At 72.4% G+C, this 20,796-nt stretch carries 24 protein-coding genes and 1 pseudogene; 8 read left to right on the forward strand and 17 right to left on the reverse strand.

Annotation, left to right across the window (positions count from 1 at the left end):
• Positions 1-126: 126 nt before the first annotated feature.
• The 3 genes from AC07BF_RS35855 to AC07BF_RS35865 form a co-directional block, all read right to left on the reverse strand.
• The gene (locus AC07BF_RS35855) at positions 127-507 is read right to left on the reverse strand and encodes a VOC family protein (RefSeq protein WP_363630087.1); all 381 of its coding nucleotides are present in this window, start codon (positions 505-507) and stop codon (positions 127-129) included.
• Positions 508-710: 203 nt separating this feature from the next.
• Positions 711-2,363, reverse strand: coding sequence for an LCP family protein (locus AC07BF_RS35860; protein ID WP_478334479.1), 1,653 nt, complete (start codon positions 2,361-2,363; stop codon positions 711-713).
• The gene (locus tag AC07BF_RS35865) at positions 2,356-2,709 is read right to left on the reverse strand and encodes a DUF6542 domain-containing protein (RefSeq protein WP_363585403.1); all 354 of its coding nucleotides are present in this window, start codon (positions 2,707-2,709) and stop codon (positions 2,356-2,358) included. Before AC07BF_RS35865 ends, AC07BF_RS35860 begins: the two co-directional genes overlap by 8 nt.
• Before the next feature lie 499 nt (positions 2,710-3,208).
• Here AC07BF_RS35865 and AC07BF_RS35870 point away from each other — a divergent pair, with 499 nt between their 5' ends.
• On the forward strand, positions 3,209-3,865 hold the full coding sequence (locus AC07BF_RS35870; protein WP_478334480.1) for a TetR/AcrR family transcriptional regulator: 657 nt from the start codon (positions 3,209-3,211) through the stop codon (positions 3,863-3,865).
• 313 nt (positions 3,866-4,178) lie between these two features.
• Here the strand turns inward: AC07BF_RS35870 and AC07BF_RS35875 are convergent, their stop codons facing one another.
• From AC07BF_RS35875 to AC07BF_RS35890, 4 genes are all read right to left on the reverse strand, one after another.
• The gene (locus tag AC07BF_RS35875) at positions 4,179-4,736 is read right to left on the reverse strand and encodes an RICIN domain-containing protein (RefSeq protein ID WP_363630093.1); all 558 of its coding nucleotides are present in this window, start codon (positions 4,734-4,736) and stop codon (positions 4,179-4,181) included.
• A gap of 51 nt (positions 4,737-4,787) precedes the next feature.
• Positions 4,788-5,645, reverse strand: a complete 858-nt coding sequence (locus tag AC07BF_RS35880; RefSeq protein WP_363630095.1) for a peptidoglycan-binding protein — start codon at positions 5,643-5,645, stop codon at positions 4,788-4,790.
• Positions 5,646-5,708: 63 nt separating this feature from the next.
• Complete coding sequence (locus AC07BF_RS35885) at positions 5,709-6,608, reverse strand: CAP domain-containing protein (RefSeq protein WP_363630097.1); 900 nt, start codon at positions 6,606-6,608, stop codon at positions 5,709-5,711.
• A gap of 169 nt (positions 6,609-6,777) precedes the next feature.
• Positions 6,778-9,810, reverse strand: a complete 3,033-nt coding sequence (locus tag AC07BF_RS35890; RefSeq protein ID WP_478334481.1) for an AfsR/SARP family transcriptional regulator — start codon at positions 9,808-9,810, stop codon at positions 6,778-6,780.
• Positions 9,811-9,941: 131 nt separating this feature from the next.
• Here AC07BF_RS35890 and AC07BF_RS35895 point away from each other — a divergent pair, with 131 nt between their 5' ends.
• Positions 9,942-11,435: an AfsR/SARP family transcriptional regulator gene (locus AC07BF_RS35895; protein WP_478334482.1), complete on the forward strand. Its 1,494-nt coding sequence runs from the start codon at positions 9,942-9,944 to the stop codon at positions 11,433-11,435.
• Positions 11,436-11,460: 25 nt separating this feature from the next.
• On the opposite strand, the gene AC07BF_RS35900 is transcribed toward AC07BF_RS35895, so the two are convergent.
• From AC07BF_RS35900 to AC07BF_RS35940, 9 genes and pseudogenes are all read right to left on the reverse strand, one after another.
• Complete coding sequence (locus AC07BF_RS35900; RefSeq protein WP_363585396.1) at positions 11,461-11,958, reverse strand: hypothetical protein; 498 nt, start codon at positions 11,956-11,958, stop codon at positions 11,461-11,463.
• A 154-nt stretch (positions 11,959-12,112) separates the two neighbouring features.
• A pseudogene (locus AC07BF_RS35905) lies at positions 12,113-12,664 on the reverse strand (eCIS core domain-containing protein); the annotation flags it as partial.
• A gap of 190 nt (positions 12,665-12,854) precedes the next feature.
• On the reverse strand, positions 12,855-13,370 hold the full coding sequence (locus tag AC07BF_RS35910) for a DUF6879 family protein (RefSeq protein ID WP_478334483.1): 516 nt from the start codon (positions 13,368-13,370) through the stop codon (positions 12,855-12,857).
• Between the two features lie 5 nt (positions 13,371-13,375).
• On the reverse strand, positions 13,376-13,618 hold the full coding sequence (locus tag AC07BF_RS35915; protein WP_478334484.1) for a hypothetical protein: 243 nt from the start codon (positions 13,616-13,618) through the stop codon (positions 13,376-13,378).
• A 196-nt stretch (positions 13,619-13,814) separates the two neighbouring features.
• The gene (locus AC07BF_RS35920) at positions 13,815-14,333 is read right to left on the reverse strand and encodes a DUF6879 family protein (RefSeq protein WP_478334485.1); all 519 of its coding nucleotides are present in this window, start codon (positions 14,331-14,333) and stop codon (positions 13,815-13,817) included.
• Positions 14,334-14,761: 428 nt separating this feature from the next.
• A complete protein-coding gene (locus AC07BF_RS35925; protein ID WP_350877627.1) occupies positions 14,762-15,280 on the reverse strand; it encodes a DinB family protein in 519 nt (172 codons plus the stop codon).
• 144 nt (positions 15,281-15,424) lie between these two features.
• Positions 15,425-16,000 carry a DUF1707 SHOCT-like domain-containing protein gene (locus tag AC07BF_RS35930; RefSeq protein WP_478334486.1) on the reverse strand — a complete coding sequence of 192 codons (576 nt, stop codon included), beginning with the start codon at positions 15,998-16,000 and terminating at the stop codon, positions 15,425-15,427.
• 94 nt (positions 16,001-16,094) lie between these two features.
• Positions 16,095-16,301 carry a DUF397 domain-containing protein gene (locus tag AC07BF_RS35935; protein WP_363585391.1) on the reverse strand — a complete coding sequence of 69 codons (207 nt, stop codon included), beginning with the start codon at positions 16,299-16,301 and terminating at the stop codon, positions 16,095-16,097.
• 10 nt (positions 16,302-16,311) lie between these two features.
• Positions 16,312-17,196 carry a helix-turn-helix domain-containing protein gene (locus tag AC07BF_RS35940; RefSeq protein ID WP_363585390.1) on the reverse strand — a complete coding sequence of 295 codons (885 nt, stop codon included), beginning with the start codon at positions 17,194-17,196 and terminating at the stop codon, positions 16,312-16,314.
• 208 nt (positions 17,197-17,404) lie between these two features.
• Here AC07BF_RS35940 and AC07BF_RS35945 point away from each other — a divergent pair, with 208 nt between their 5' ends.
• The 5 genes from AC07BF_RS35945 (at position 17,405) to AC07BF_RS35965 (ending at position 19,298) form a co-directional block, all read left to right on the forward strand.
• On the forward strand, positions 17,405-17,776 hold the full coding sequence (locus AC07BF_RS35945) for an ATP-binding protein (protein WP_363585389.1): 372 nt from the start codon (positions 17,405-17,407) through the stop codon (positions 17,774-17,776).
• The gene (locus tag AC07BF_RS35950; protein WP_363585388.1) at positions 17,776-18,039 is read left to right on the forward strand and encodes a hypothetical protein; all 264 of its coding nucleotides are present in this window, start codon (positions 17,776-17,778) and stop codon (positions 18,037-18,039) included. The genes AC07BF_RS35945 and AC07BF_RS35950 overlap by 1 nt, the downstream gene beginning before the upstream one ends.
• A 105-nt stretch (positions 18,040-18,144) precedes the next feature.
• A complete protein-coding gene (locus AC07BF_RS35955; protein WP_363585387.1) occupies positions 18,145-18,510 on the forward strand; it encodes a hypothetical protein in 366 nt (121 codons plus the stop codon).
• Between the two features lie 78 nt (positions 18,511-18,588).
• Positions 18,589-18,789, forward strand: a complete 201-nt coding sequence (locus tag AC07BF_RS35960) for a hypothetical protein (RefSeq protein ID WP_363585386.1) — start codon at positions 18,589-18,591, stop codon at positions 18,787-18,789.
• A 104-nt stretch (positions 18,790-18,893) separates the two neighbouring features.
• Positions 18,894-19,298 carry a DUF3052 domain-containing protein gene (locus AC07BF_RS35965; protein WP_363585385.1) on the forward strand — a complete coding sequence of 135 codons (405 nt, stop codon included), beginning with the start codon at positions 18,894-18,896 and terminating at the stop codon, positions 19,296-19,298.
• Positions 19,299-19,352: 54 nt separating this feature from the next.
• On the opposite strand, the gene AC07BF_RS35970 is transcribed toward AC07BF_RS35965, so the two are convergent.
• The gene (locus AC07BF_RS35970) at positions 19,353-20,075 is read right to left on the reverse strand and encodes a DsbA family oxidoreductase (protein ID WP_478334487.1); all 723 of its coding nucleotides are present in this window, start codon (positions 20,073-20,075) and stop codon (positions 19,353-19,355) included.
• 324 nt (positions 20,076-20,399) lie between these two features.
• Here AC07BF_RS35970 and AC07BF_RS35975 point away from each other — a divergent pair, with 324 nt between their 5' ends.
• Positions 20,400-20,669, forward strand: a complete 270-nt coding sequence (locus AC07BF_RS35975) for a hypothetical protein (protein WP_363619176.1) — start codon at positions 20,400-20,402, stop codon at positions 20,667-20,669.
• Positions 20,670-20,796: the final 127 nt, after the last annotated feature.

The raw sequence follows: 20,796 nt of genomic DNA on the forward strand, positions 1-20,796 counted from the left end.
CCCCCCCCCCCCCCCCCCCCCCCCCCCCCCCCCCCCCCCCCCCCCCCCCCCCCCCCCCCCCCCCCCCCCCCCCCCCCCCCCCCCCCCGCCGCCGTTTCGGGCCTCGGTCACTGCTGGGGGGGCGGTTTACCGCTCGGCCCACTCGACCAGTTCGATCACGACCCCGTTCGGGTCGGTGACCTGGAACAGCTTCTCGCCCCACGGCTCCTCGCGCAGCGGCAGGGTGATCTCGACCCCTTCGCCGCGCAGCCGCCGCTCCTCGCCGGCGAGGTCCTCGACGACGAACGCCAGGATGACGCCGGTCGCGGTCCGGTCGCGCTGGTCCTCGGGCAGCACCTCCAGGCCGCGTCGCAGGCAGACGACGCCGACCCCGCCGCCGGGGTGCTGGAGCGAGACGAAGCCGTCGGCCGACATCTCCTCGGTGTAGCCGAAGTGCCGCTGGAGGAAGGCGGCGGAGGCGGTGGCGTCCTCGACGGTCAGGGCGAGGGTGGTGGTGGTGATCTGCATGGCGGAGCCCTCTCGTCGGCGCGAGCGCGCGGTTATCCCGTACGCAGTACACTATACATAGTACGGAGAATCATGCGAGGGGTGTCCGCCCTGGGGTCGGACGCGGGGGAAGGGCGTGGGGAAAAGCCGTGGGGAAAAGCCGTGGGGAGGCTCCCTGGTGGGAGCCTCCCCACGGCTCGGTGCGGTGCGTCAGGTGCGGGGTGTCAGTAGACGCAGGGGATGCCGCCGTCGCTCTGGGCGTCGACCGACGGGCCCTGCACGGGCAGGTTGGCCGCCGGGTCGGACGGGGCCCCGGTCGCGCCGCCGCCCGGGGCGGCGGCGCCGGTCTTGTCGTCGGTCGCGCCGGTGAAGCCGGTGCCGAGGGTGACGACCACCCGGTCGGCGGGGGCCGACGCGGACTCCGTGGCGGTGACGCCGTAGCGGGCGGCGATCTGGTCGGCCGCCTCCTTGGCGCCCTTGCCGTAGGCCACGGTGGTGGTCTTGGGCTTCGCGGCGGCGCTGCCGGTCTTGCCCGCCTTGAAGCCCATCGCGACCAGGGCCTTGGACTCGGCGGTGGAGGAGACCCCGGCGGCCGTGGAGGCGTTGAAGACGTCCACGGTGGTGGGGGCGGCGGCCTTGGTGGTGGGCGGCGCGGTCGTGGCCGGCCCGGAGGGGGCCGCCGGGGCGGGCGTGTCGCCCGCCGCGTCGGGGGCGGCCGGCGCGGAGTCGGCGTAGCCGAAGATCTGCTTGACGACCTTCTGGAGCTTCGCGGGGGTGACCAGGTTGACGTCCTGGCCGTTGCGGGTGCCGAAGCCGTCGAAGGTCAGGGTGTTGAACTCGACGTTGCCGCCGGTGAGGTTGGGGGCCTGCTGGGCGAAGTCGAGGACGTTCCACTCGTTGTCGATGACCAGGTCCTTCTGCACCACGCCGAACAGCTGCTGGAGCTTGCCGAGGTCGCTGATGACGCCGTCCTGCTTGAGCTTGTGCACGACGGAGGAGATGAAGGCCTGCTGGCGGTGGGTGCGGGCGAAGTCGCCGCTGTTGCCGTCCGGGCCGTCCAGGTTGTGGCGCTGGCGGACGAAGGAGAGCGCCTGGGAGGCGTTGAGCTTGTTGATGCCCTTGTGGAAGTCGGCACCGGAGCCCTGGCCCTCCATGGCCGGGTCCTTGGTGTCGTGGGTGAGGCAGACCTCGATCGGTTCGACGGCCTTGGCGATGTCGTAGAAGCCCATCAGGTTGACTTCGGCTATGTGGTCGACGGGCTGGTCGAGGAACTTCTGCACGGTCTGGATGGTGGCCGCCCGGCCGGCGTCGCGGCCGGCCTTCTCCAGGTCCGCGCCCTTGAGCCCCTTCGCCTGGAGGGCCGGGGTGGCCTTCTCCTTGGCCTCGCCGTAGGCCTCCTTGATCTTGCGCATGCCGGCCTGCTTGCCGTCCCCGGTGTAGGTCATGACGTAGTCGTCACGGGGGATGGAGACGGCCTGCGCCTTGCCGCCGCCGGCGGGGATGTGCAGCAGGATCAGGGAGTTGGTGTTGTAGCCGCCGATGTCGGAGCTGTGGCCGGCGTGCAGTTCGTCCTGGACGAACTCCGGCGGCAGGTCCGTCCCGTCCATGTTCTTGCGGCTGTCGAGGCCGATCAGCAGGATGTTGACGGAGTTGTCGAGGTGCTTGGGCGCGTTCTTCTTGGTCTCGGCGATGGCGTTGGAGGTGGTCATCCCGTCGGTGAGGGACGTCACCTCGTACCAGACCACCCCGCTGGCGCCGAACACCGCCAGGGCGACCGAGCAGGCCAGCGTCCGGCCCGCGATCAGCAGGGGGGAGGTGCGGCGGGTCGGGGGCGCGGCGGCGCGGCCGCCGTCCCGGGTCTGCGGGTTCTCAGCCATGGTCCCTCCTCCGGTCCCGGACCAGCCGGACCACGATCACCAGGGCGGCCGCTGCGGCGGCCGCGGCCATCACGGGAAAGTCGTGGACCACCCACTTCGCGGAGCCGGTGGCCAGGTTCTTGCCCCGGTAGGCGTCGCCGTTGGCCAGCAGTTCCGCGCCGGCCGTCACCCCCAGGACCAGCAGCGGAGTGGAGGCGAGGACCCACCACCAGCCATTGCGGCTGCTGAGTGCGGCCGCCAGGCCGGTGCCGAGCACGGCGCCCACCAGGAAGGCCGTCCCCATGCCGGGGCCGGAGAGTTCGTCGATCCCGGCGCCCACCGCCGGCAGCCCCACGGCCAGGGCCACGGGCAGGGCCGCTCCGCCGGGGAAGGGGCGGACGGGGGCCTTGTTCGCCCGCCGACGGGCTCCCTGGTCGGAGGTGCGCCCCGGTGCCCGCCGGTCGGGTGTCCGCCCCGGTGACCGCTGGTCGGCCGTCCGTTGGTCGGTCGTCCGCGCCTGCGTCTCCTGGCCTGGCGTTCGCCCGCGTGCCTCCTGGTTGGACGTCCGTCCTCGCCGCCCCGCCACGCACTCACCCCCGGTGTTCCCGTGCTTTGCGCCCCTGTGGCGCCTGCGCCCGGTCCTCGTGTGATGAGCCGTTGTGCGCTGCCACTTCTGGACGCTGCTGTTCGGCCGGCCGGTTCCCGCGCTCGGCTTCCGTGTTCCGGTCGGGGGCAGGCGTGCTGTTGAATTCCCTCTACACGGGTGTAGAGGTTGTAGGCAGCATAGAGCACCCTTGTTCGATGGCAACCCGGCTCAGGCGGGCTCGGGAGACACTACACCGGGCAGTTTTCGAGAGTCCCGGTAGATGAGGAGTGACGCCGTGGCGGCGACGGGCGGAGCGGGACGGCCGGAGAAGCGCAAGGCGATCACGCGGGCCGCGACGGCGGTGTTCGGGCGCGAGGGATACGTCCGGGCCAGCATGGACGCGATCGCGGCGGAGGCCGGGGTGTCCAAGCGCACGGTCTACAACCACTTCGCCGACAAGGAGACCCTCTTCCTCTCCGTCGCACTCCAGAACTCGGCCGAACTGACCGAGGTCATGCGCGAGTTGATGGACAAGCACTTCGACCGGGTGGTGGACCTGCGCCAGGGCCTCACCGACTTCGCGGTCGAACGGGCCCGTGCCGTCCTCTCGGCCGGGGACCGCGGCGCGCTCGGCCGGGCCATCCGCGCCGAGGTCGCCAACATCCCGGCCGACGTCCTGGAGGCGTGGCTGGAGGCCGGCCCGATCGCCTCGCAGCGCGACCTCGCGCAGCGGTTCGAGGCGATCGCGGACCGAGGCCTGCTGGCCGTTGACGACGCCCCGCAGACCGCCGAGCAGTTCACGCTGCTGACCTTCCACGGCGTCGCCGAGCGCTCGTTCTGGGGCGCCCTGCCGGTGGCGGACGAGGAACTCGCCCGGATCGCGGCGCTCGGTGTCGACGCCTTCCTGCGGATCCACCGGGTGCCTGCGGTGCGGTGACGGCGCGGGTGCCTGCGGCACGGTGACGGCGGACGCCGGAGCGTGAGACGCCCGCAGCGCGGTGACGGCGGACGCCTGACCGTGACACGCCGTCGGGGAGGGGTTCGGCGGCGTGTCACGGGGCCCACTCGTGGGCGAGCAGGTCGAGGACCGGCCCGCCGACGAACCCCTCCGCCGGCCCAGGGGTGGCTCGGGCGGAGGGTGGTGGGCGCGGACCGGTCCGCCCGCCGGAGTCGGCGAACGGACCGGGGACGGGCCGGGTCCGACGATTCGCGCCCCGGGCGGGAACCGTCGGACCCCTCTCGGGGAGCCGTCAGCCGATCTTCCAGCGCTGGGCCGGGTCGCTGCCGTTGCAGGACGTCACCGAGGTGAGCTGGGCGACGCCGTTGGACTTGAGGCACTGGCCGGTGGCCGCGTTCTGGATCAGGTACCAGCCGCGGTCCTCGCTGGTGCGGATCCACTTCTGGTTGGCCGGCAGCCAGTCGCCGGCCGGGCGGTTGAGGCCGTCCCAGCCGCCGGGGGTGTCCCAGAGCTGGACGGCGCCCGAGCCGGTGTCGAGGTCGACGACCTTGCCGGCCGAGCCGTGCGAGATGGCGGTGGTGCCGTCGCAGTAGCCCCAGAACGACCAGGTCTGCGCGGGGCTCTGGTTGCCCTGGTAGACGCCGATCCGCTGGCCGTTGGTCTCCGTGTTGGCCGGCAGGTCGAGGACGCCGGTGGCGCCGTTGTAGACGGCGGTGACGGTCTGCAGGTTCGGCGCCAGCTCGCAGCCGGCGGCGTGCGCGGCCGGGGCGGTGACCACGGCCGCCCCCGCGACGGCCGCGACGGCGCCGAGCCCGGCGAGGAACCTGCGGGTACGGGTGACGGGTTTCATCGGGTTCTCCTTCTTGGGTGTGGTGGATCCGGGTGTGGTCGAGGTGCGGCGTCAGCCGCGCGGGACCTGGAGGGCGTCCCACTGCTTGGGGCCGGGGACTCCGTCGGCGTCGCTGCCGGAGTCACCCAGCTTGTGCTGCCAGTTGCGGAAGGATTCGAGGTCCGCCCCGGACCACTCGGGGCCGGGGCCCTCGGCGTAGGCGGAGCAGCCCTCGGCGACCAGGCGCTCTCCCATCCGGGTGATGACGTCGCTCTTCTGGCCGTCCTGGAAGAAGTCGGCGCCGGGGAAGGGCTCGTAGCCGCCCTCGCCCCCGCCTCCGTCCCCGCTGCTGTCGGCCTGGGGCCGGGCGCCGCCGTTCGGCTGGTCGGCGGCGGAGGCCTCCTGCCCGAAGTAGACGGCCCCCTGGCGGTCCCGCCACTGCGGGTCGGCGAGGATGACGCCGTCGGCGAAGTCCGGGACGCCGTACCCGTACACCCAACTCGACTTGCGGTCACGGGTCTTGAGGTAGACGCCGTCGCCCTCGGAGCTGCCGTCGTCGTTGGTGTTGCCCTCGACGGTGGTGATGGTGGAGCTGGTGTAGGCGACGCAGATGCCGGTGTGGCTGCCGCCGCCGGGGCCGTAGAACACCTGGCCGCCGATCACCGGGTAGTCGGTGAAGCGGTCGCGGTCCCTGAACCAGGCGACGCCCTCGGCGCAGGAGGCCGTCACCGGGAACAGCCCGGCGTTGCCGGACTGCTGGGCGCACCAGGCGACGAAGGTCGCGCACCAGGCCTCGCCCTGGGACCACTCCAGGCCGGGGACGGCCGGGGAGTACTTCTGGATGTTGTTCCAGTGCGAGCCGCTGCGGCCCTCCTGGTATCCGACCTCGTCTCGGGCGACGCGGATCAGGTCCGCCGCGTTCGAGGACATGAGGGTGGCTCCTTGCTTGCTGTGGCTGCTGTGGCTGCTGTGACGGCTGAGGGGACGGGGAGGTCAGGCCTGGGCGAAGGTCTGGACGTAGCGGCCCCAGTTGCCGCGCTGGCGGGGGGTGTAGCCGATGCCGATGGAGGTGAAGTCGCGGCCCAGGATGTTGTCGCGGTGGTGCGGGCTGTTCATCCACATCTGCATGGCCTCCGCCACGCTGTTGCCCGGGGTGACGTTCTCGGCGGCCGAGCGGAACTGGAAGCCGGCGGCGTGGATGCGGTCCCACGGGTTGCTGCCGTCGGTGCCGTCGTGCTGGGTGAGGTCGTGGGACGCCATGTCGTTGGCGTGCCGCTGGGCGGCGGCGCTCAGGCGGTCGTCGAGCCGCAGCGGCTGGAGGCCGGCCCGGCCGCGCTCCGTGTTGACGGAGGCCAGCATCTCGGTGCGGAAGTCGCCGCCGGGCTGCGGCTGCGGCTGGGGCTGGGGCTGCTGCTGGCCGCCGGCGCTGCCGTTCTGGCCGCCGGCCGGGATGAGCTGCCAGCGCTGCGCCGGGTTGTTGTCGTCCTGCTTGGTGAGGGTGAGCGGGGCGCCGGGGGCGGCCGCGGTGAGGAACAGCTGGCCCTCGTCGCCGCGGACGGTCCGGACCCGGAACCAGTCGTTGTCGATGACGTCCAGCACCCAGCGCTGGTTGGGCTGCCCGTGCTCGTTGAACAGCCAGGTCTGGCCGGTGGAGTAGTTGTAGTCGATGACGACGGCCTGGCCGGGGGCGTGCCTGCCGTTGGTGAGCTGGGTCTCCAGGAGCCAGCTGCCGCCGTCCTTGGCCCAGAAGACCCAGCCCTGGGCGGTGGTGCCGTTGGGGCCCCAGGACTGGACCGGGGTGCCCGGGCTGCTCTGGCTGGAGCGCACGTCGGCGACCGTTCCGTTCGCGGACTTGAGGGTCCAGACCTGGCCGTTCTGCGGGAGCGTGGGCATGAGTGGCGCCTATCTTCGATGGGAGTGGCCCCGGCTCCGCACTGGTGCGGTCCGCGACCTGACGAGAGAGAAGATCGCGGACCGCGGTAGACAAGTGATCAACAAGGGGGGCGGCCCCCGGGCCCAGGGCCTGCCAGGTCTCGTCCGGCCCGCCGAGATCGGCCGGGACCTAGGGCTGCGGCAGGCCGTCCAGCAGGGCCCTGGTCCGCTCGGCGTCCTCGCCGAGTCCGAGCCGCTCGTACACCTCCAGCGCGTCCGCGAGGCAGGCGCGGGCCTGGCGGGGGCGGCCGAGGCCGGTGAGCGCGGTGCCCAGGGTGCGCAGCAGCGCGGCCTCCAGGGCGGCGCTGGTGCGGCGGGCGAGCGGCAGCGCCGCCTCGGCGGCGTCGGCGGCGAGCAGCCAGCGCTCGGCCTCGGCGTGGATCCGGGCGGCGAGGTCGCCCGCCGCCGCCGCGAACACCGTCACCTGGAGGGCGGCGAACTCGTCGCGGGCGCCGGCCGCGTGGGCGAGCGCCGCCTCCGGGTCGCCGCACAGGCGCAGGACCCGGGCCAGGTAGTAGCGGCCGGTGGCAGCGGACACCGGGCCGGAGCCGCTCATCAGGCGGGCGCCGCGCTCGGCGGCGTCCCGGGCCTCGGCCAGCCGGCCGGTCTGGGCGCAGCTGAACGCGAACTCGCCGAGGGCGCTGCCCTCGGAGCGTTCGGCGCCGAGGCGGCGGAACAGGTCGGCGGCGCGGCCGGCGTGTCGGGCGGCGTCGGCGTAGCGGCCGTGGACGCGGGCGTTGCCGCCGAGGGTGAGCAGGGCCTTGGCGAGGACGCGGACCTTCGGGCCGTCGCCGCTGCCCCCGTTGCCGCCGTCGTCGTCCTGGCAGAGCGCGACGGCCTGGCGGATGTCCTGCTCGGACTCGGCGTAGCGGTTGATGTGCCAGAGCATGCCGCCGCGCACGTAGCGGGCGAGGGCGAGCGGGCCGTGGTCGCCGCGGGCGGCGGCCTCGCGGGCGATGCGGTCGGAGAGGTCGGCGATGTCGCGGGTCTGGGTGCGTTCGGCGAGTACGGAGCCCATCCGGTCGGCGAGTTCGGCCGCCCGGTCGAGCGGCAGCGCCGCGTCGGCGCAGCTCAGGGCGATGGCGGAGGCGTGCACGCCGGCCTGTTCGCGCATCCAGCGGACGGCGGCGGGCCCGTCCGTGATCGTCTTGCCGGGGGAGCGGACGGGTGCGTCGAGCAGGCTGAGTTCGACCGGGTCGGCCTTGCGGGCGGCGCGGTCGGCGTTGCGGGCGGTGGCCAGGCAGTAGTCGACCAGCCGGTCGGCGGCGGCGGTGTGTTCGGCGGCGGGCTCCTCGGCGGCGAGTCGGCCGCGGGCGTAGTCGCGGACCAGGTCGTGGAAGCCGTAGCGGCCGAAGCGGGGGGAGTGCAGCAGGTTGAGGTCGACGAGCGCTTCGAGGAGTTCGTCGGTCTCGGCTTCGGTGCGGCCGAGCAGCGCGGCCGCGCAGGGCAGCGGGACGTCCGGGGCGTCGGGCAGGGACAGCAGGCGGAAGGCGCGGGCGAGTTCGGCGTCGAGGCGGTGGTAGGAGAGGGCGAAGGTGGCCTCCACGGTCCGTTCGCCGTCGCTGAGTTCGGCCAGCCGGTGTTCCCGGCGCAGCCCGTCGGCGAGCGCGGCCAGGGTGAGCGCGGGGTCGGCGGCGAGCCGGGAGGCGACGATGCGCACGGCGAGCGGCAGCAGTCCGCAGGCCCGCACGATCTCCTCGGCGGCCCCGGGTTCGGCGTCGACGCGGTCGGCGCCGATGATCCGGGTCAGCAGTTCCAGTGCCTCGGCGGGCGGCAGGGTGTCCAGGCGCATCTGGTGCGCCCCGGCGAGGCCGGCCAGCCGGACGCGGCTGGTGACCAGGACGGCGCAGCCGGACGAGCCGGGCAGCAGTGGTTCGACCTGGCCGAGGGTGGCGGCGTTGTCGAGGACGACGAGGACCCGCCGCCCGGCCAGTGCCGAGCGGTAGAGGGCGGAGCGCTCCCCGGTGTCGAGCGGGATCTCGGCGGCGGCCACGCCGAGGGCGCGCAGGAAGCCGGCGAGCACCGCGCCCGGGTCCAGCGGGGTGCGGTCGGCGCCGCGCAGGTCGGCGAAGAGCCGCCCGTCGGGGAAGCGTCCGTGGGCCTGTCGGGCGACGTGCACGGCGAGTGTGGTCTTGCCGACCCCGCCCATGCCGTCCAGGGCGGAGACCACGACGGCTCGCCCGCCGGCCCCGGCGAGGCGGTCCACCAGGGTCTCGACCTCCTCGGTGCGGCCGGTGAAGTCGGCCAGGCCGTCGGGCAGTTGGTCGGGCGGCTGCCAGGCGGCGGCGGGTTCGGCGCGGACGGAGGCGGAGGCGGCGGGGGCGGGCAGCAGGGACGGGTCCTCGCGCAGGATCCGCAGGTGCAGTGCGGCGGGGCCGTCCTCGGCCGTCGGAGCGGCGGCGGCCGTCGGCGGCCGGCGGGTGTCCTCGTGCCGGGTGGGCCCGTCCCCGCCGGACGGCAGTCGGCGGCGGGCGTCCTCGTACACGGCGAGCGCCTCGGCCTTGCGGCCCGCCTGGTAGAGGGCGCGCATCAGGACGGCGGTCAGCCGGGGCCGTTCGGGGTGTTCCAGGGCGAGTGCGGCGGCCTCGGCCGTCAGACCGGTGTGGTCGCCGATCTCCGTGTCCAGCTCCAGCCGCGTCTCCTTGGCGTGAAGTCGCTGTTCGGCGAGGCGGGAGCGGACGGCCTCGGCGTGCGGCCCCGGCAACCCGGCCAGCGGTTCGCCGACCCACAGCCGCTGCGCGGCCAGCAGGACCTCCCGGACCTCCTGCGGCGGGGCCTGCTCGTCGCGCAGCCGTCCGGCCGTGGCCAGCAGTTCCTCCCAGCGGGCCGCGTCCACCTCCGCGTCCGGCACCCGCAGCGCGTACCCGTCGCCGACCCGCACCAGCGGCATCCGCTGCGGATCCGGCCCGGTGTACGGCTTGAAGGCCGAACGCAGCCGGGAGACGGCCAGCTGGACGGCCTTGCGGGGGTCGGCCGGTGCGGCCCCGCCCCACACCCCCTCCACCAGCACCGGCGTCGCCACCGTCCGTCCGGCGGCGTCCAGCAGCACCGCCAGGACGGCCCGCTGCTGCGGTCGGCCCAGTTCGATCTCCCGCTCCCCGTGCCAGGCGCGCAGTGGTCCCAGCAGTCCGAACCGCAGCCCGGACGCCCCGATGTCAACCATGTCCCGTCCCCGAATGTCGTCCGGTGCCCGGATCACGCCACTTCCGTACGGACGGCGGCGCCCCCTGATCCGGTCACCTATGCTCTGTCACGGATTGTGTACTTGAACTCATGGCTTCGAGGGGTGGGGGCATGGGGCTCGAATTCCGTGTTCTGGGGCCGCTGCGGGCCCGGTGCGACGGCCACGAGATCGATCTCGGTCGGCCGCAGCAGCGGGCCGTGCTGGCCGCCCTGCTGCTTGCCCCGGGCCAGCTCGTGCCCACTGAACGGCTGGTCGAGGGCTTGTGGGGCGAGGATGTCGCCCGTTGGCCCAAGGCCCCGGCCGGCCAGATCGGCACCCACGCGCACCGGCTGCGCCGTGCCCTCGCGGCCCCCGGCCTGCTGGTCGCCACCGCCGGTGGCTACCGGTTGGAGGTCGACCGGGCCGCCGTCGACCTGTTCCGCTACGAGGCCGGGGTGGGTGAGGCCGTCACGCTGCGCTACGACGACCCGGTGCGGGCCCGGGAACTGCTCGCCGGCGCGCTCGCGCTGTGGGAGGGGCGTGCGCTGGACGGCGTGCCCGGCGGTTTCGCCGAACGCGCCCGCGAACGGCTCGCCGCCGGTCACCATGCCGCCGTCAAGGTGCTGCACGACCTGGACCTGGCGCTCGGCCGGCACGCCGAGGCGCTGCCCGCGCTGGACGCGCTCGCCGCCGCACACCCGCGCGACGAGGAGGTGCAGCGCCTCCACCTGCTGGCCCTGCACCGCTGCGGGCGGACGGCCGAGGCGCTGGCCGCCTTCGAGGCGCTGCGCGAACGGCTGGACCGCGAGCTGGGGCTCGAACCGGCACCGGCGGTCGCGGACCTGCACGCCCGCATCCGGAGAGGGGACGCCGAGCTCGCGGCGCCGTCCGCCCCGGTACCGCCGTGCCGGCCCGCCCGGCCCTGCCAGCTGCCGCCGGACATCCCCGACCTGGTCGGGCGGGCGGCCCAGGTGCGGGAGGCCGAGCGGATCCTGCGGTCCGGTGCCGGTGCCGGTGACGGCGGTGATGTCGACGGCGGTGATGCCGGGGCCTCGCCGGTGCTCGGCCTGTCCGGGCCGGCCGGCAGCGGCACCTCCGCGCTCGCGGTGCACCTGGCGCACACCGTCCAGGACGCCTTCCCGGACGGGCAGCTGTACGCGGCCGGCGGGACGGCGGAGCCGGGAGCGGTGCTGGCCGCTTTCCTGCGGGCCCTGGGGGAGCGGCCCGTCGAGGACGCCGGTGTCGGCGAACTGGGCGTGCGCTACCGGGCCGCGCTCGCCGGACGGCGGGTGCTGGTCGTGCTCGACGGCGTCACCGACCCGGCGCCGCTGCTGCCCGCGGTGGCGGGCTGCGCGGCCGTCGTGGCCGGCGCCGAACCGGGCGCCCTGCCCGCCGACGCGGCCCGGCTGGCCGTCGGCCCGCTGGAGCCGCAGGACGCGTACGAGCTACTGGCCCGGGTCGTCGGCGCCGAGCGGATCCGCCGGGAGCCGGGCCCGGCCGCCGAGGTCGCCGAGCTCTGCGGCTACCTGCCCGTACTCCTGCGGTCGGTGGCGGCGCGCCTCGCGGCCCGCCCGCAGTGGTCCGTCGCCGACCTGGTCCGCTGGCTCGCCGAACGGGGCGCCTGAGCGGCGCTCCGGGCCGGTGCGGTCGTCAGTAGAGGTCCGAGGACATCGCCCACATGCGGATGTCGTTGGTGGGCGTGGTGACGATGGGGACCTCGCCGTCACCCCAGTAGATGGCGACGCCGCCGAGCCTCTTCACCACCAGCCGGGCGCCCGGGTGCCCGTACGTGCCGGAGGACCAGCAGACGCCCCCGGAGGCGGAGTAGACGACCAGGTTGCCGTCGGACTGCATGACCGCCTTGTACCCGCAGTGGTTCACGTGGGTGCCGGAGTTCCAGACGGCCAGCGGGTTCGGGGTGTTGTACCCGCGGTAGACGACCAGGTTGCCGTCGGACTGCATGATCAGCCGGGAGTTCTCGGAGTCGACGTGCCAGCCCGGGTAGAGCGGCTCGTCGTTCCAGAGCGTGTGGGTCGTCGGGTCGTACGCCGCCTGCGCGGTGCCGGCCCCCAGCATCGTCCCCGTCAGCGCCAGCGCCGTGGCCGCCACCCCGACGGCCATGCGTCGCACTGCCTTCACTGCCTTCATCCCCGGGTACCTCTTTCGTCCATATCGCGCCCGTGAAAGTTCGGGGCGCCCCGTGGGACTGACCATGGGGCAAGGCGGTAGACAAACGATGAACGATCCCGTTGATGGGCGCGGGCGGGACGGCTCAGCCCCGGTGCTCCTCGTCCTCGTGGGCGGCGGCGTGGTCGGCTCGGCGGCCTGCGGCCGGGCCGGACAGCACCCGCCGGGCGTTGGCCTCGGCCTCGCGCTCGAAGCGGTCGGACGGGTCGCTGACGCTCAGCCCGGAGCCGTTGTCGGAGCCCGCCACGGGGCCCTGCCGCTGCTGGAGCACGTGGGTCAGCTCGTGGGCGAGGGTGTGCCGGTCGCCGCCGCCGTCGCCGATGACGACGTGGTTGCCGGAGGTGTAGGCGCGGGCGCCGATCTCGGCGGCGGAGCTCCGGGCGGCGCTGTCGTCGTGGATCCGGACGTCCGAGAAGTCGGCGCCCAGGCGGGCCTCCATGTCGGCGCGGGTGGCGCCGTCGAGCGAGCGGCCGCCGCTGCGCAGCACGTCGTGGACGGCGGCGGCGGAGCGCTGTACCTGGCCGGCCCGCTGGAGTCGTCGGACGACGGCGGCGTTCCCGACGGACGCCTGGAGGCCGAGCAGCGCGGGTGCTGGTGCGGGCGCGTGCGCGGGTGTCCGGGCGGTCGAGGGGGCGTGCGCCTTGTCGTCACTGTCGCTGGTCCTCATCGGCGTCCCTTCGGGTCGATGGCCGGTGAGTCCTGGATACCCCGCCCACACCCGGAGCGATAGAGATGGCGGGGGCAGCAACCCTGCCCACCGAGGGCAGTCCCGCCCGCCGGTCGGTCCCCAACGCGCGGGCAGGGCAGGGGTTTTCGCCGTCGAGGGCAGGGCGTGCAGGCGAGGCGGCCATGGCGGATCAGCGAAGCCGGTACTCCTCGTGCGGTGTGGCCCGGTCCCACACCGCCTCGAATGCCGACTTCACCAGTTCGACGACGGCCGGCTCGGTGCGCCATTCACGGTCGACGACCTCACCGACACCCGAGAAGTACGTGAACAGCACCGACGACCCGTCGAACAGCCACAGGTCGGTGCCGGGCAACGCGATGTCGGCCGCCTTCCGGCGGGGAAGCCAACGGATCTGTTCGCCTGCTCGGACGTTCGGGAACGTCACGTCGTACTCGTACCGGATGTAGTCGGTGACCGGTTCGGAGACGATCCGGGCGCGCCTCATCACGACACCGCGCGCCGTCGTCTCGGTCACCACGTCCAGGAACGGGCGCCACCAGGACGACCGCTCGGCAGCAGGGTCAAGGCGTTTCCCCTGCTGCCATGCGATGAACTCGGGGTCGCTGGGCTGGTAGGCGTCGCGCATCTCAAGATGCACGGCGGAAACCTTGGCCTCGGCCAGGCCCTCAAGCACCGGGTTCGTCATCGCTCCTACTCACTGTCGGGCTTGGGGATGAACTGAAGCATGATCTCGGGAAGCCTGATGACCGTCTCGTGATCGGGCACGTCGGTGGAGTGGCCGGGGATCGAACCGATCTCCTGACATGCCTTCACTTCGTTGTCCGTGGCCTTGTAGGACTGGATCAGCAAGTCTCCGGTTTCCTCGTCCAACCAGATCGTCGGCGAGTCCGTGTCCGGGGTGTTCGGGATGATGCCGAGGAACCTCAGGGCCATTCTCACTCCCGTAGTCGAGTGGGGTGCACCGGTGTGCGTGAGCCTCACCCTTCCGGTTGATCGCCGCCAAGAGGGCGGTAGGACGTTTGCCGCCCGCTCGTTGGGCTCCAACGAGCGGGCGGGTGCGGCCTCCTCCTACGGCACCTGGCCAACGCCAGATTGCCTTGCTGGACGCCGGATGGCGCGCGTGCACCGGTCAGTGGAGCTGGAAGTCCTCGTGCGGGACCGCCCGCTCCCAGACGGCCTCGAACGCGGAGTGGGAGAGCTTCACGGATTGCGGGTCGGTGCTGATCTCGTCGTCGACGAAGTCGCCCTCGCCGCTGAAGTGGTGGACGACGAGCAGCCGCCCGTCGATGAGCCAGAAGTCGTTTCCGGGGAGCGCCAGGTCGGTCGTCTGCCGGCGGGGGAGCCACCGGACCTGCTCGCCGGAGGCGATGTTCCGGAACGTGATCTCGTGTTCGAACCGGATGTACTCGCTCACCGGCTCCGACACCACACGGGCGCGCCGGACCTCGACGCCTCGGGCGGTGGTTTCGTGGATCAGCTGCAACCACGGGTTCCACCACGACGAGCGGTCGGCCGGGTCATCCCGGTGCCCGTCGAGCCAGCGGAGGAACAGCGGGTCGTCCCGCATGTAGCCGTCGCGCATCTCAAGGTGAAGCGCGGAGCGGGTGCAGGATCGCAGCAGGTCCTCAAGTGGGGGATCTGCGGGCATCGTTCACCTCCGGGAAGAACTGCATCGTTCGCTTGGGAGATTCGACCACGGCCTCGACCCTCCGGGCGCCGATCTTCGCGGAGACGCCCGGACAGGAAGTCCGGCGATCTGTCAGATCCGGCTCTCAGCGGCCGAGGTGAGCAGCCGCCGGGCGTCCGCGTCGTAGAGCGCGCTCGGGGCCAGTAGATCGGGAAGGTGATGGCCGGCGAGGTGGCTCGCTGGGGTCTTGTCGTATCGCGTGGCCGATACCTCGCCTGGCTTTCCGTTTGTTGATCAGACGCTCGACGGTGTCCCGTTCCCCAGAGAGGTCGGTCTCACGGGCGGCCATGTGGAACCGCCAGATCCGGGACCAGCGGCTCGGCAAACGCATCGGAGCCGACACCGGCGCTGTGCGGGGCGGAGTCGCCTTGTCCTGGCAGTGCCGGTGGCTATTCGCCGGTCACGCCGTCGGTGAGCTCTCGAACGATGTCCAGATGGCCCGCGTGGCGGGCGTACTCCTGCAGAACATGGAACAGGATCCAGCCCAGGGTGGGCCGCGTGGTGCAGTCGTCCGGGAAACGGCCGCCGGCCGCGGCGACGGTGGTCAGCGGCGTACCCGACACGACGGCTCGCGTGTACTCGCCGCCCGCGTGCAGCGCGGCAAGCAGGTCGGCGGCCGTCTCCTCCGGGCCGACGTACCAGCGGTCCGCTGGGCCGCGGTCGCCCCAGGGCGCCGAGACCTGCTCGGCCCGGAAGCCCCAGCGCAGCCAGCGCTGCTCCATGTGGACGAGGTGCTTCAGGAGTTCGAGCAGGGTCCACCCGGAAGGGAGCCGGCTGGCACGCAGCTCTGCGTCGGACATGCCCTCGATCTTGGCGCCGACCACGGACCGGTAGTAGTCGAGATAGTCCAGCAACAGCTCGCTGGGATCGGAGAGTTGCTGGTCAGGCTCGGGCAAGGAGGAAGTCATGGGTCCGATTCTGCCACTGCACGGCCCGGCACCCGGAGGGTTTTCCGTTGCCGGCGGTCCCATCGGACCGGCCGGGCAACGAGAGCGCCCGCTCGTCGAGATCGACGAGCGGGCGAGGGTGTGCAGATGGGGAGTGGGCCTGCCTCAGGTGGCGAAGAGGCGGCGGCGGGGAGGGCGCGCGACGACCGAGGCGTGTTTGAGGGTGCCGGTGATCTCGATCCGGAGCCGGGGGCTGGTGGCGTCGCCGCCGCCGTTGGAGCGCTGCTTGACCTTGGAGAAGACGAGGGTGAGATCGTCGGTGTCGAGGGTGACGAGGCCCGGCGGGCTGATGATGAGCAGCTTGCCGTGCCGCAGGGCCGCGTCGATCAGAAGGGTGTCGGCCTTGATGACCGCTTCGGTGAAGTCGAGGACGACCGTGCAATGTTTCGGCCGCAACTCGATGTGCCGGGGGACCACCCAGCGCCCGGCCCGGGTGTACTTGCCGCCGCGCTGGTCGATGACCAGCACGTCCTTCGGCGTGGGCACGGCCGACGCGAAGCTCGGCAGGTCGGTGGTCAGCTCAGCCAGCTCGGCGAGCGTCCGGGCCGAGAGCGCGGATTCCAGCCGGGCTTCGAGCTCCTCGGGGGTGAGCCGGCCGTCTGCGGCGGCGACCTGCAGCGTTTCTACGGTGCGGTCCCGGTCCTGATGGGATGCCCGTAGCGCGGGCAGGTCTCTCGACATGGGTCCACGCTAACCCAGTGCGGGCGGCCCGGAACAGGGAGCTGAGCGGAGGCGGTCAGCACCGAGTGTGCTGACCGCCGGGCGTGCGTGGAGTTCAGGCTCGGACGAGATGGTCGAACTCGCCGGCCTTGGCGCCGAGGAGGAAGGCGCGGAGTTTGGGGACGGTGGTGGTGACGATGACGTCGGGGTCGTCGGACTCGCGGAAGTGACGGAGGCTGTCGACCCCAGTCGCTAGTTCAAGACATGTGCTGCCGCCGTCTGCGTCGCTGAAGGATGACTTCTGCCAGGCAAGGTCGGACATCGGGCGCCTTTCACGTTTGAAGCTGGTAGATGAGGTGCTGAAGGAGTCCCCACGAGTCACGAGAGGAATCACGCCTGGGCTTCGACGCATCCACGGCCGGTAATGAGAGATCGCAGGCCTCGCGAAACTTCTGGTGGTAGGCCACTACATCTGATGGATCCCCAAGGTGAATAGCGCGCTTGGGCCCATCCAGGATGATGGTCGACAGCGCGGTGCACCCGGGGTCGCAGATCAGGAAGGCGCCTGTGTAGGGGACCTTCTTGGGGGCGTCGAATGGAATGATCTCGATCGTGACATTGGGTAGCTCCGCCATATCGACGAGGTGAAGAAGCTGCTCGTGCATGACCGACTTGCCGGCGAACCGCATCTGAAGAGCTGCTTCGTGGATGACGAATCGAAACTGACGCCTACTGTCGGTCAGGACGCGCTGCCGCTGTAGACGGAACTGGACGGCGGTCGCCGTGTCCCAACGGCCATCTTGGTAAGCATCCTTGTAGATAGCTTCGATATAGCCCGGGACCTGCAAGCTGCCGGGGATATGGAGCGTATCGAACACTGAGAAGGTCTGTGCCCTGTCCTCCGCCTCGGCCAGATCCAGCGCGAGTGTCGGAACTTTGCCCTCGAACTCGCTCCACCAGCCCTTGCCGCTGCTCCGCCCCATCTCGGTAAGACCCGCGCGGTATACCGGGTCCGTGCAGCCATAGGCGTCGAGCCAGACTTCGAGGCGTTCGGGGTTGAGAGTGATCCGACCAGCCTCGGTGTGGCTCACTGCCGGAACCTTCATACCGACCAGTGCCCCGGCGTCGGCAGACGACAGCCCGGCGGCTGTCCGCAGGTGCTGCAGCTCCTCGCCGAATCGGCGCTGCCGTTGGCTGATTGGTCCCTTGTATCCCACGATCGTCCTTCCCTGTCGGCGCAGTCTCGCGCACAACCCCTCCGGGATGCCACCAACGAGTGATGGCTGGTACGAGTCTCCTGGATCTGCTTGCAACCTTGCCAGGCAGACCCCTACTCTCAGTGTTGCACTGATCACATGACGGAGCGTCAGTCCGGTTCATGGCGACGTTTCCGCCGATTCCCCTCCTCTCCTCCTGGGGTCTCCCATGCGTGCTTCCAACCCTCCCGACTGGACCGCCGCCCGCACCGAGCTGTGCGACCTCCTCACCACCGCCGGCTGGCCGCCCCCCACCATCTCCGACGCCGAACTCGCCCTCCACGAACTCTTCTTCAACGCGTGGAAGCACGCCGGGAGCCTCGCGCCCCTCGTCGTGCTGTCCCTCCTCAACCGCAGGCTCCGGGTCTCGGTCTGCGACGACAGCCAGACCCTCCCGCCCGAGCCGTGCGTCCCCGCCGACCCCCTCGCCCTCTCCGGCCGGGGCCTCCACCTCGTCCGTTCCCTCACCCACCGCTTCGGCACTGACCTGCGTAAGCAGGGCAAATCCGTCTGGTTCGAACTGCAGTTGGACGCCGCCTGATGCCTCTTCCCCGCCGCTACCCGATGCTGCCGACCGACCCCCGGATCCGGTACTACACCGACGACCACATCCGCACGCTCCTCGCCGAAGTCGACGAGCGCGGCCGCAGGTTCGGCCTCATCTTCCCCTCCGCGACCACCGACCGCACCATCGACGGCCGCATCCTCGTCCGCTTCAACACGGCCCCCGCCTCCACCCTCCTCAACCTCCTCTCCCTCCTCCTCGCCGCCGACCGAGACCGCGACGACCCGTGCGCTTTCTGATCGCGGCCGCCTTCGCCGTCCTCCTCGCCCTGGCGATCGCCACCGTCGTCCTGGGCGTCATCACCGCACTCAACGTTGCAAAGCCCGACGAGGAGGACCCCTGACATGTCCGACCCCGCCCCGGAGCCCGACTTCGGCCCCAACCCCCTGGCCAACGCCCTCGCCGCGACCCACTACGCCGTCGCCGCCGCCTTCAACACCCTCGCCCCCGGCGCCGCCCAGCCCGTCCCCGACGACTTCGACTGGCGCGAACTCGAAGCCTTCATCTTCCACTTGGGCTTCGCCGCCGACGACTCCGACGCCGCTCTCAACCTCTACCGCCTGCTCACCGCCGTCCAGCGCATCGCCTACCGCGAGGCCGCCGGTCGCAACGCCGCCGGGCACCCCGCCCGCCTCAACCCCCACCTCAACCCCAGCCCGAGCCCTCGCTCGTCCTCGACCGCGTTCACCCGTGGGAGTGGTGCCGGGTGAATGCCACCGACCGCGCCCCGCGCGGCCCCTAGCGTGGGCAGCGCCAAGCGCCAGCCACCCCAGGGGAGGGGACCCGACGTGTCCGACGTCGCCGAATACCTGCTGCTCTACGTCGAGGGCGACGCGGTCGTGGCGCACGACGCCGACCTGCGCCCGCACACGTTCCCCCTCCCGCCCGGCGAGCTGGGCGCCACCATTGCCCGGGCCGACGCGGCCGGCGGTGCGCAACTCCTGTTGACCGTCAGCTCGTCCGTGGTCATCTCCTGCCGCAAGATCTGACGGATCGTCAATCTCCGGGCGTGTTCCGCGCCGACCGCCGTCCGTGTCTGGTTGGCTACCCGGATGCGAGGCGACAGGCGCCTCCAAGTCAAAGGAACACCGGCATGACGACAGAGCGCACCAACCCGGCGGCCCGGCTCGGGTTCGAGCCCGGGCAGGTCGTCCAGGAGATCGGCTACGACGAGGACGTCGACCAGGATCTCCGCGAGGGCATCGAGGTGCTGATCGGCCAGGACCTCGTCGACGAGGACTACGACGACGTGGCCGACACCGTCCTGCTCTGGTTCCGCGAGGACGACGGCGACCTCACCGACGCCCTGGTCGACGCCATCGGCCTCCTCGAAGAGGGCGGCATGATCTGGCTGCTCACCCCGAAGCCGGGCCGGGGCGGCTACATCGAGCCCAGCGACGTCAACGAGGCCGCCCAGACCGCCGGCCTCGCCTCGACCAAGGCCATCAGCGCCGCTGCGGACTGGACCGGCATCCGCCTCATCGCCCCCAAGCGCTGACACCCCCGGAGCAGGAAGTCGGCCCCGCCGACTTCCTGCTCCACGCCCTTCGCCTCACCGCTGCGGCAGCTCGCACCCGTCCGGCCCGCAGACCTCGCCGCTGCCCTCACCGCCGGCGCCGCCGACCAGCAGGGGCACCGCCACCCGGCTCTCCCAGGCCTGCTCCAGTGCCGCCGTGAACGTCTCGGCGGGCTGGGCGCCCGAGACCCCGAGCCGCCGGTCGAACACGAAGAACGGGACCCCGGTGGCGCCCATCGCGCCCGCCGTCGCCTCGTCCTCGCGTACCGCCTCCGCGTAGGCGTCCGGATCGGCCAGCACCGCCGCCGCGGCCTCGCCGTCCAGCCCCGCCTCGACGGCCAGGTCCACCAGTCGCCCTTCCGCGAACGCGGATCGCGCGTCGGCGAAGTTGGCCCGGTACAGCGCGTCCAGCAGCTGCCCCTGCCGCCCGTGGTCCTTGGCGAAGTGCAGCAGGCGGTGCATGTCGAAGGAGTTCGCCGCGTCGCGCCCCTCGCGGAGGTACGCGAGCCCCTCCCCGTGCGCGTTGTCCGCGATCCGCGCCTCCGCCGCTTCGGCCTGCTCCAGGCTGAGCCCGTACTTGGCGGCGATCAGCGGGACGACCGGCCGCGCCTCGGCCGGCGAGTGGGGGTCGAGCTCGAAGGAGCGGTGGACGACCTCCACGTCCCCGCGGTGGGGGAACCGCTCCAGGGCCTGCTCGAACCGGGCCTTGCCGATGTAGCACCACGGGCAGTTGATGTCGGTCCAGATCTCCACGCGCACGGCGTCGCTCCCGTCTCCAGTCGTGCGGGGCCTTCCCGCACCCGGCTCCGTGGTCAACGCCGACGACCACCTGAATATTTCTCGTGATGAAATATTCAGGTGCCCGACGGGACCGGCCTCACCGCAGCCGCGCCGTCGCGAGCAGGCCTACAGGAACGCCTCCTGCCATGCGGTCGCCGTCGCCACGTCCCCGAACCCAGGTGCTCGGCGCTCTGCCCGCAGGCCGTTCCGTGGATCGGCAACGGTGGCCGGGACGGCGCCATCGCCGGTCTCCTGCACGGCAGTTACCGTGTCGGTGGCAACCCGAACGGAAGGCGGACAGCGATGGGAACCTCCGCGCACGTCACGGCGCCGCCGCTCCTCGCGGTCGCGGTGCTCCTGCTCGCCGTCAAGTGGGTCAGGCGGCGGCGGAACGGCAGGCCCGTTCCCCTGCTGCCGCGATCGGGACCGGCCTGGGCGGGCGCGTTGGCCGTCGTCGCGTTCGTGCTGGTCACGGGCGCGCTGGCCGGCCGTGCCGGGGATGTGGTCGTGCCGGCCGTCGCGCTCGGGGGACTGGTCGGGGCCTTCGTGGACCTTCGCTTCGGTGCCCGGTGATGACGCCCGGTGATGACGCCGCCGCTGGCCGTGGCCGCGAAACGACCCCGTGCGTGGGGGGGGGGGCCGGGCGAACTTCCCCCCAAAACACCGGCCGTTCGCAGGAGAGGGTGTCGCCGCCCAACGC

It is taken from the genome of Kitasatospora sp. NPDC043950 (assembly GCF_056435345.1).